Genomic DNA, 9,741 nt, shown 5'->3' with positions numbered 1-9,741 from the left:
GGTCAAAGCAAACCACCGGCTAAGCCGGTGGTCGTGATTCACAGTGTCGTATACTTTACTTTCAGTTTTCGGTATGCACCATGATTTTCTCCCCTTTGGCATCGCACTTTCCGTTAAAATGAAAACCGAGCTGCTGATACATGGCAATTGCGGCCGTATTGTTATCGTATACGCTCAGATAGATCTGGTCTTTGCCATATTCCCGACGCAGACGTTCCAGCAGGGCGAGAACCGCGGCCTTCCCATACCCTTTTTTCTGATACTTCCTGTCAATCAGGAGGCGGTCCAGCCACACTTCCCCCTCTGGCTGTAAATCAGCGAAATAACCATACATGGCAAATCCGACCAGCAATTCATCATCATAAATTCCCACTGGTTTCCATTCAGGATATTCATCGGCCTCTGTCAGGCAGTCCCTGACACTTTCAATAAAGCCGGCCTGTTCCGGCAATGTCTGTAATCTTTCTACTTCTCTCCTGTTTGCCGGAAGGACCGGCTCAAAATGTAAATTCATAATCATACTCCTGTTTTCTATCTTATTTTCACAACAAAGTCAAATGCAAACAGGCGCAGGCTGTACAAAGCCTGCACCGGATTTCACTATAGGTCCCGAACCCGCAGGGCACGGATGGCGTTGAGGATTGCAATAATCATGACGCCTACATCTGCAAAGATAGCATACCACATATTTGCGATACCGACAGCACCTAATGCCAGACATGCAAATTTAATTACTAAGGCAAAGCTGATATTTTCGTATACAATGCGGATACACTTTCGGGAAATTTTGATTGCCTTCGATATCTGCATAGGATCATCATCCATCAGCACGACATCTGCCGCCTCGATGGCTGCATCTGAACCCATAGCGCCCATAGCGATTCCAATGTCTGCACGGGTCAGTACTGGAGCGTCGTTAATGCCGTCGCCGACGAATGCCAGTTTTGATTTTTCATTCTTAGCGGAAAGCAGTTCTTCCACTTTGGAAACCTTGCCGGCAGGAAGCAGCTCACTGTACACTTCGTCGATTCCCAGGGTTTCAGCTACCTGCTCAGCCACGCGTTTTGCATCGCCAGTAAGCATGACTGTTTTTTCCACGCCGGCTTTTTTCAATTCTGCAACAGCCGCTTTTGAATGTGGTTTAACGATGTCTGAAATCAGGATATGGCCAGCATATTCTCCATCGATAGCGATGTGTACGATCGTTCCTGCACTGTGGCATTCATAATACGTAATACCAAGCTTTTTCATCAGTTTGCTGTTACCTGCGGCAATAGATTTACCGTCTACCTGAGCGGTAATACCATAGCCGCCGATTTCTTCGATGTCATTCACACGGCTGTGGTCGATTTGCCTGCCATATGCCTTTTGAAGGCTCTTGCTGATCGGATGGGAAGAAGCACATTCGGCCAGTGCCGCATATTCCAGAATCTGTGCATTTTCCAGCTCGTTATGGTGCACTCCGATGACTTCGAATACACCCTGCGTCAGAGTACCGGTTTTGTCAAATACAACACATTTCGCCTGAGACAAAGTTTCCAGATAGTTGGAGCCTTTGATTAATATCCCTTCTTTACTGGCTCCGCCGATACCGGCAAAAAAACTGAGGGGGATACTGATAACCAAGGCACATGGACAACTGATAACGAGGAAGGTTAATGCACGGTAAATCCAGACACTCCACTGCGCAGTTGACCCCATAATCATCTGGACAAGAGGCGGCAGGAAGGCTAATGCCAGTGCACCATAGCAAACGGCAGGTGTATACACTCTGGCAAATTTGGAAATAAAATCTTCAGACTTTGATTTACGGGAACTGGAATTTTCCACCAGTTCCAGAATTTTTGAAACTGTAGATTCTCCAAATTCTTTTGATGTCCGGATTTTTAATACGCCTGTCATATTGATACAGCCGCTGATGATCTCATCTCCGGTTTTGGCGTCTCTGGGCAGGCTTTCACCTGTGAGCGCACTGGTATTTAAGCTGGAACTTCCTTCTATAATAATACCATCCAAAGGAACTTTTTCCCCGGGCTGCACGATGATTATACTGCCGATGCTAACTTCGTCCGGGTCAACCTTTATAAGTCTGCCATCTTGTTCAATATTGGCATAGTCAGGGCGGATGTCCATCAGGGCACTGATGTTCTTACGGCTCCTGCCTACGGCATAGCTCTGGAACAGTTCGCCGATCTGGTAAAACAGCATGACTGCTATGGCTTCATTGTAGTCCCCGCTGCCGGAGTAGATGGCCAGAGCAAATGCGCCTACGGTAGCTACTGACATCAGAAAGTTTTCGTCAAAAACCCTGCGGTTCATGATGCCTTTTCCGGCCTTTTTCAGGATATCATAGCCGATAATCAGGTAGTCAGCCAGATAGAAAAACAGGCGAAGAAATCCGGAAACCGGAATAAAATTTAATATTACCAGCATGACAGCCGCAATAATTATGCGGGCCAGCATTCTTTTTTGCTTTTTGTTCATGGAAACCCTCTCTTTCAATCTGAATCGCCAGATACGTGGATCAAAGTTCAATCTCACAGTCAGGCTCTACTTTTTTGCAGGCTTTGAGTACTTCTTTCATAACCTTTTTCGGTTCCTGGCCTTCAGTAAATTCTACAGTCATCTTCTGTGTCATAAAGTTTACAACAGCAGAGTTCACGCCGGAAGTTTTGCGTGCAGCGTCCTCCATCAGGTTTGCACAGTTTGCGCAGTCTACTTCGATTTTGTAAGTTTTTTTCATAATAAGATACCCCTTTCAATGAATAAATATTTTCAATTATACAATTAAGCACTTGTTTAATTGTTATGACTGAAGTATAATGCAGGTAAAGATTCAAGTCAATGCCCCGAAGGTAATGCCTGCCAAACGGGCTAAAATCATTTCTATTTAGAGCAAAAGAGTAACTGTTTATGGTCCTGAACAGTTACGCAAAAGGAGGTTTTATATGGAGATTATGGAATTACCGCATCACCACGGAACGCAGGATACGGCGGTTGATTTACGGGAACAGCTCTCCCATATCGATCATTTCCAGATGGTTACGGAAGTATTCAGACAGTTAGGGGACACTACCAGAATCCGTATTTTCTGGCTTTTATGCCATTGTGAGGAATGCGTCATCAATATTTCGGCAATGATGGAGATGTCAAGCCCGGCAGTCTCCCACCACCTTCGTCCATTGCGTGACAGCGGCCTGATCGTCAGCCGGCGGGCGGGGAAAGAAGTATACTATAAGGCGGCAGACACTAAACAGAGCCGTCTGCTGCATGAGATGATAGAGAAAATGATGGAAATCACTTGTCCTGATTAGAGCATGAATAAAGAATGAACGAATAGGTTCTGGAACAGGAGAACAAATATGGAACATAATTTAGAACAAATAGAGCAGGGACTTTCCCTGCTTCATGATGGAAGCCAAATGGAAACCTGCCGGCTTTTCCGCGGTATAGAGTTGTCTTTCTTTACTTTCAGATCTGACCAGCTTGTGCTGCCTCACGATGCCCTGGCACACGTTCTGGAAATCAATTACTGCAGGGCCGGACGGATGGGCTGGAAAATGGAAAATGGGAACACAGTTTACCTCGGGCCGGGGAATTACAGCCTGCACACGATGGACGTCTGTGCCAATTCTGTTATGACATTTCCGAATAATTATTATGAAGGATTTGCACTTTGTGTTGATTTGGATCTGCTTTCCAGTGATCCACCGGAACTGCTGTCGGGCACAGGAATCACTGGGGAGTTTTTGCACCAGAAGTTCTGTAAAAGCGGAGTTCTGACCTCTTTTGCGGGAAACGCACAGACGGAATCTATTTTTTCCGGGTTCTATGACCAGCCGGATGAATTTTCCCTGCCCTGCCGGAAGTTAAAAGCACTGGAACTCTTGCTGTACCTTGGCAAATGCAGTGTCTCTGCCAATGAATATCTGGCTGATTATCAGGCCGATCAGGTCGAGATTATCCGGAATATTCACGAACAGCTCACCAGACACATGGATCAGCATTTTACAATAGAATCTCTGGCAAAACAATATCTGATAAATCCAACGACCCTGAAGACCGTATTCAAAGCAGTCTATGGAAATTCTATTGCCGCACACACAAGAGAACACCGGATGGAGCGTGCCGCCAGTCTCCTGCTTGAAACGAAGGACAGCATATCCCAAATAGCACAGGCTGTAGGGTATGGAAACCAAAGTAAATTTACAGCGGCGTTTAAAGAATACTTTCAGGTACTGCCGACGGAATACCGCAGGCAGCACCGGGGCTAATTATTATTGGGTATTCTATAAGTCCTCTCCGTTACTTTCGATCACCTTTTTATACCAGTCAAAGGATTTCTTTTTGATTCGCTTTAAGGTGCCGTTACCTTTGTTATCTTTATCTACGTAAATAAATCCATAACGTTTTTTCATCTCACCTGTTGTGAATGACACGCAGTCGATACAGCCCCAAGGGGTATATCCCATCAAATCCACACCGTCTGAAATAACGGCTTTTTTCATCTCTTCTATGTGGGCTTTCAGGTATTCAATACGGTAATCGTCACGGATAGTCCCGTTAGTCTCTACCTTATCTATAGCGCCAAAACCATTTTCCACAATAAAGAGCGGGATCTGGTAACGTTCGTATAATTGGTTCAGTGCGTAACGAAGGCCGGCCGGATCAATCTGCCATCCCCAGTCACTTGTTTTTACATAGGGATTCGGGACACTGCCGGGGAAACCGTCGACTCCATTGCCGTCTGATGCTTCATCCGCTTTTACTGCATTTGTCATATAGTAGCTGAGACCGACATAATCCACAGTCCCTTCTTTTAATATTCGGGCATCTTCCGGCTCCATCCTGATATGGATATTTTTCCTCTCCCATTCCGGCCATATATAGGATGGATAGTATCCGCGCACATGAACGTCCCCGAAAAGGTATCTGTCATGCATAGCTTCCACGGAATACATCATATCAGCAGGATTGCATGAATATGGATACAGAGGCACACATGCAATCATACAGCCGATCTGAAAAGCAGGATTGATTTTATGCCCTTCTTTTACGACAAGGGCGCTGGCCACGAGTTCGTGATGGACAACCTGATACATGCATTCTTCCGGATGCGGGGCGTTATTGAAAATGACCCCGGAACAGGTATATCCGAATAAAGGATACTGATAGTTTTTCTGGTTATTGATTTCATTAAATGTCATCCAGTATTTTACTTTATCCTTGTACCGTTCCATAACCGTCAATGAATATTTTACAAAGAAATCAATGACTTTCCGGTTCGCCCATCCGCCGTATTCCTTTACCAGATGATAAGGCATCTCGAAGTGTGATAAGGTTATAACAGGCTCAATGTTATATTTAAGGAGTTCGTCAAACAGGTCATCATAGAAATTCAGTCCCTCTTCGTTTGGTGTTTCTTCATCCCCCTTCGGGAATATTCTAGTCCATGCAATGGAGGTCCGGAAACATTTAAATCCCATTTCTGCCAGAAGTTTGATGTCCTCCTTATAATGTCCGTAGAAATCAGAGGCCTCATGATTTGGATAGTAATATCCCTCCTGAATCCCGTCTGTAATCCTGCGGTCCACACCGTGGGCGCCTGCCGTAAGTACATCGGCGATACTGATGCCCTTCCCGTCTTTATCCCATCCGCCTTCGACCTGATGAGCGGCAACTGCGCCGCCCCATAAAAAATCTTTCGGTAATGTACGCATATTTTATTCCTCCTAAACAGTCCTGATGACGCTGTCTTTCAGTGCTTCGTGTCTGCCTTTTTCGATCTCGATTTCTCTGTCGGCATCGGTGATAATATAGATGACAGTAGCGTCATACCCTGCCTTCTGGATTTTTTCTTTATCAAATTCAACAAGCAGATCTCCTTTTTTTACAGAGGAACCCTGCTGGACATATGAGGTAAATCCGTCACCTTTTAGTTCTACGGTATCGATTCCAATGTGGATTAAAAACTCATTTCCATTCTCATCAGTCAGCCCGACTGCATGCCCTGTCGGGAATACCACAGATGCCGTGCCGTCAAAAGGTGCATAGACCCTGCCCTCTTCTGCCCGGATACCAATGCCCTTTCCCATAGACTCTGATGCAAATACTTCATCATGGACCTCTTTGACCGGAATTACGTTTCCTGTCACCGGTGAGGCGAATTCTTCGCCGGATTCTTTTTTTGTTTCTATATTTTCGGCAGTTACATTTTCAGATGCAGGTTCTTCTGACTCTTCTTTAAAACCGACGATAAATGTTAAGACTGCTCCAAGCACAAATGCAACGGCAATCGAAAGCAGCAGTCCGAAAAACTGTGTTGTGTGGCCGGATTTGAAGTATGCCGGAAGCGTTGCGATTCCGGGCATATTGTATCCCCACGATACGGCGTTGAATGCACCTGCAATTGCGCCGCCGACCGCACCTGCAATACAGCCGCAGATCATTGGTTTCTTTAGCCGCAGGTTAACACCATAGATGGCGGGTTCCGTGATTCCAAAGAGTCCGGTAAGCGCCGCAGAGGCTGCTACCCCTTTCATCTCTTTATTTCTCGTTTTGAGAAATACTCCGAGAGCGGCCCCTGCCTGTGAAAACACAGCCGATGCCTGCAGGCCGGTGAATGTATCATATCCAAGGGCCGCATAATTTCCAACAGTTACAGGAGTGATACCCCAGTGTACGCCAAAGATAACAAGAACTTCCCATAATCCGCCTACTACAATACCTGCTATAATCGGGCTTAATTCGTAAAGTGTATTGTAAACTCCTCCGATCGCCCCACCGATTGCATTTCCAACAGGTCCGAATGCCAGCAGTGTGAGGGGAACCATAATTGCAATGGTAAACATAGGGGTAAACAGGTTACGCACCACAAGTGGAATGTATTTATCAAAAAATCTCTCTATATAAGATGCAATCCAGATCGCCAGAATAATCGGGATAACCGAAGAGGTATAGCTTAGGAGCTTCACATGAATACCCAGGAAATATACTGGTTCTCCGGCATTTACCATAGCAATGTAATCCGGACAGACAAGTGCACATGCAATTACAATACCGATAAACTGATTTAGGCCGAATTTTTTAGATGCTGTCACTGCGATCATTACGGGCAGGAATGTAAATGCTGTCCATGATACAAAGTTCAGAATCTGATAGGTTCCGCTTGCGGTATCCATGATATTTGCTGCAACGAGCACACCCAGAATTCCCTGCAGTATACCGCACGCAGCCAGTGTGTAAAGGAATGGTGCGAAGATTGCGGAAATAATGTCCACAATGCGGCTGACAACGCCGACTTTCTGGCCGCCCTCATTTGCAGTATCTTCATTGACCGTTACCTGACTGATGACAAAACCATAGGCATCCTTCACGTGGTTCCCGATCACCACCTGAAACTGTCCTGAGGCCTGTACCGTAGTAATTACCCCCGGAATTTTTGAAACCTTGTCTTTGTCGACAATGGATTCGTCTTTCAGAATAAAACGTAGCCTCGTTGCACAATGTGTAACATTCTTAATGTTTTCATTTCCGCCAAGCTCTTTCACGATTTCATCTGCTGTTTTGCGATAATCAATAGCCATCTCTCTTTCTCCTTTTTCCCTTTCCTTCTTCAAATCATTTTTCTGTATCGTTTTACTGCTGCAATTGTACCACTGTATTTTTTTATTATCTACAAAAAACAAAATCCTGAAACATGTATGGAATATAAAACATTTGTTACAAATCTGAAACATGCTGTAACGAAAAAGACGGCCATTACAGCCGTCTTCCAATTGCTTCTATGAGATAAATTACGGGGACCTGTGTTGTTGTATTAATGTGGTTCCCCATGTTCTGTTCCATTACATAATAAGAAAGATTGTAGTCAGATATCTTTGCAAGTGTTGTTGAACTCCTGTTTGTAATGCTGATGATTTTACACTTATTTTCCTTGAACTGGTTTACCATCTGGATCACCTGTTCCGTCTCCCCGGAGACAGACAGGGCGATGACTGCCGTTCCGGCGGCTGCATCTACAACCGGAAAATACGGATCTTCAATATACTGGCTGAACTTTCCCAGATTAGAGAAATACCTTGCCCCGTATTTTCCGAGAATACCGGAAGTGCCAAGACCGATAAATATCACCTGCCTGGCCTCTCTCACAATATCAGCTGCTTCGTTCAAATTCCGCTGGGAAGCCTGTGCCCCTGCTTTCTGGAAATATTCCTGCATCTCCTGCAGGTCCTCTATATCCTGTTTTGCTTCGTCTTTTTCCATGTACATCTTAAACTTGACTTTGAACTCTGAATACCCGTCAAACCCCGCCTTTTTACACATACGCATCACGGTGGAGGTTGAAACATGAACTGCCTGCGCAAGCTCACGCACAGTCATATAGACGACTGTCTGCTTATTCTTCATGATATAGTCATAGACAAGCAGCTCCAGGTCATTCAGGGACTTTACAACTTCGTAATTAAATATTTCCATAGCATTGGAATCCCCCGATAAACTTCTCATTTATAAAGTATTATACCAAGTCAGCGGGAGACGCACAATAGAAGTTTCGGTGTAACATATAAAAGCAAAACTTATTTTGCCCGTTTCTTGGATTCCACGTCAAAGATGACTGCCGCAAGCAGGACAGCTCCTTTTACTACTTTCTGCCAGTTAGCATCTACTCCCATGATTGACATTCCCAGATTGATTACACCCATCAATGTAGCACCGATAATTACGCCCGGTATTGTACCGCTTCCGCCATATGCTGACGCGCCGCCGATGAAGCAGGAGCCAATGGCATCCATTTCGTAACTTTCTCCTGCTGTCGGGCTTGCCGAGCTTAGTCTTGCAATTGTGACCATTGCGGCAACTGCGGCCAGAAGCCCCATATTTGCGTATGCAATGAAATACACTTTATTTGTATTGATACCGGAAAGCTGGGCCGCCTTTTCATTTCCTCCGATTGCATAAAGGTGGCGCCCTACAGTCGTTTTAGATGTAATGTACCCGTAGATAAGAACGATGACAGTAATCCAAAGAAGGATATTCGGAATTCCTTTATACTGTGCCAGTCTCCACATGAGAAGCATAATTGCCAGACCGATAACGGCACATTTCATGATATCGCTTCCTAATGGAGTAACGGCATAGCCTTTTTTTACTTTGGCCCTTCTGCCCCGGAATGTAATAATGATGAAGACTGCCGCTGCAAGTATTCCGACAAGGAGACATGTAATATTCAATCCGTCACCGTGGAAAAAGTCGATAATATAGCTGTTAAAAAGCATTAAGTATTTTTCGGGCATAGGCGCGATGGTATAACCGTCGAGTACGATATTGGACAGCCCGCGGAACATCAGCATACCAGCAAGGGTGACTATGAAAGGGGGAATACGACGGTAGGCGATCCAGAAGCCCTGCCATATACCGATTACAAGTCCTGTGGCAAGCATAATCAGTATACTTGCGAATATGTTCATCTTCAGGTTAACCATGCAGGTTGCCCCGACTGCACCAACGATACATACGATAGACCCGACACTCAGGTCAATGTTGCCCCCCGTTAAGATACATAAGAGCATACCTGTTGCCAGGATAAATACATATGCGTTCTGTGAAATCAGGTTGTTGACATTCTGTGGAAGAAGCATTCTCCCTCCAGTCTTCCATGTAAAGAATAATGTTACAATGATTAATACAATTACCATTGTATATTTCTTTAAAAATGCTGAAACATTTGCCTTTTCCATA

General features: G+C 45.0%; 9 protein-coding genes. 2 read left to right on the top strand and 7 right to left on the bottom strand.

Features of this window, described 5'->3' with window-relative positions:
* Positions 1-61 precede the first annotated feature (61 nt).
* The 3 genes from DWX43_RS17310 to DWX43_RS17300 form a co-directional block, all read right to left on the bottom strand.
* Positions 62-514 (bottom strand): GNAT family N-acetyltransferase, encoded by a 453-nt coding sequence (locus DWX43_RS17310; protein WP_109731706.1) that lies wholly within the window; start codon positions 512-514, stop codon positions 62-64.
* 86 nt (positions 515-600) lie between these two features.
* Entirely contained in the window at positions 601-2,484 is a 1,884-nt protein-coding gene (locus tag DWX43_RS17305; protein WP_118621209.1) for a heavy metal translocating P-type ATPase, read from the bottom strand.
* Between the two features lie 40 nt (positions 2,485-2,524).
* Positions 2,525-2,743: a cation transporter gene (locus DWX43_RS17300; protein ID WP_118621208.1), complete on the bottom strand. Its 219-nt coding sequence runs from the start codon at positions 2,741-2,743 to the stop codon at positions 2,525-2,527.
* Positions 2,744-2,948: 205 nt separating this feature from the next.
* On the opposite strand from DWX43_RS17300, the gene DWX43_RS17295 reads away from it, so the two are divergent.
* Both DWX43_RS17295 and DWX43_RS17290 read left to right on the top strand, forming a co-directional pair.
* A complete protein-coding gene (locus DWX43_RS17295) occupies positions 2,949-3,314 on the top strand; it encodes a metalloregulator ArsR/SmtB family transcription factor (RefSeq protein ID WP_118621207.1) in 366 nt (121 codons plus the stop codon).
* 48 nt (positions 3,315-3,362) lie between these two features.
* Entirely contained in the window at positions 3,363-4,274 is a 912-nt protein-coding gene (locus tag DWX43_RS17290) for an AraC family transcriptional regulator (protein ID WP_118621206.1), read from the top strand.
* Between the two features lie 15 nt (positions 4,275-4,289).
* On the opposite strand, the gene DWX43_RS17285 is transcribed toward DWX43_RS17290, so the two are convergent.
* The 4 genes from DWX43_RS17285 to mmsB all read right to left on the bottom strand — a co-directional run bounded on the left by DWX43_RS17285 (position 4,290) and on the right by mmsB (position 9,740).
* A complete protein-coding gene (locus DWX43_RS17285; protein ID WP_118621205.1) occupies positions 4,290-5,720 on the bottom strand; it encodes a 6-phospho-beta-glucosidase in 1,431 nt (476 codons plus the stop codon).
* A gap of 12 nt (positions 5,721-5,732) precedes the next feature.
* Positions 5,733-7,586, bottom strand: coding sequence for a beta-glucoside-specific PTS transporter subunit IIABC (locus tag DWX43_RS17280; protein WP_118621219.1), 1,854 nt, complete (start codon positions 7,584-7,586; stop codon positions 5,733-5,735).
* Positions 7,587-7,761: 175 nt separating this feature from the next.
* Entirely contained in the window at positions 7,762-8,478 is a 717-nt protein-coding gene (locus tag DWX43_RS17275; protein WP_330582283.1) for a MurR/RpiR family transcriptional regulator, read from the bottom strand.
* Positions 8,479-8,579: 101 nt separating this feature from the next.
* Positions 8,580-9,740, bottom strand: a complete 1,161-nt coding sequence (gene mmsB, locus DWX43_RS17270; RefSeq protein ID WP_109731700.1) for a multiple monosaccharide ABC transporter permease — start codon at positions 9,738-9,740, stop codon at positions 8,580-8,582.
* Position 9,741 lies beyond the last annotated feature (1 nt).

The organism is Clostridium sp. AF19-22AC (assembly GCF_003479085.1).
Lineage (GTDB): Bacteria > Bacillota > Clostridia > Lachnospirales > Lachnospiraceae > Faecalicatena_A > Faecalicatena_A orotica.
Note: the sequence above shows the minus strand (reverse complement) of the source record. Positions and strands in the feature narration are given on the sequence as shown.

Bases quoted from the DNA above. Each gene is read 5' to 3' on its own strand.
- DWX43_RS17310 (WP_109731706.1), bottom strand. From the start codon at position 514: ATGAATTTACATTTTGAGCCGGTCCTTCCGGCAAACAGGAGAGAAGTA.
- DWX43_RS17305 (WP_118621209.1), bottom strand. From the start codon at position 2,484: ATGAACAAAAAGCAAAAAAGAATGCTGGCCCGCATAATTATTGCGGCT.
- DWX43_RS17300 (WP_118621208.1), bottom strand. From the start codon at position 2,743: ATGAAAAAAACTTACAAAATCGAAGTAGACTGCGCAAACTGTGCAAAC.
- DWX43_RS17295 (WP_118621207.1), top strand. From the start codon at position 2,949: ATGGAGATTATGGAATTACCGCATCACCACGGAACGCAGGATACGGCG.
- DWX43_RS17290 (WP_118621206.1), top strand. From the start codon at position 3,363: ATGGAACATAATTTAGAACAAATAGAGCAGGGACTTTCCCTGCTTCAT.
- DWX43_RS17285 (WP_118621205.1), bottom strand. From the start codon at position 5,720: ATGCGTACATTACCGAAAGATTTTTTATGGGGCGGCGCAGTTGCCGCT.
- DWX43_RS17280 (WP_118621219.1), bottom strand. From the start codon at position 7,586: ATGGCTATTGATTATCGCAAAACAGCAGATGAAATCGTGAAAGAGCTT.
- DWX43_RS17275 (WP_330582283.1), bottom strand. From the start codon at position 8,478: ATGGAAATATTTAATTACGAAGTTGTAAAGTCCCTGAATGACCTGGAG.
- mmsB (WP_109731700.1), bottom strand. From the start codon at position 9,740: ATGGAAAAGGCAAATGTTTCAGCATTTTTAAAGAAATATACAATGGTA.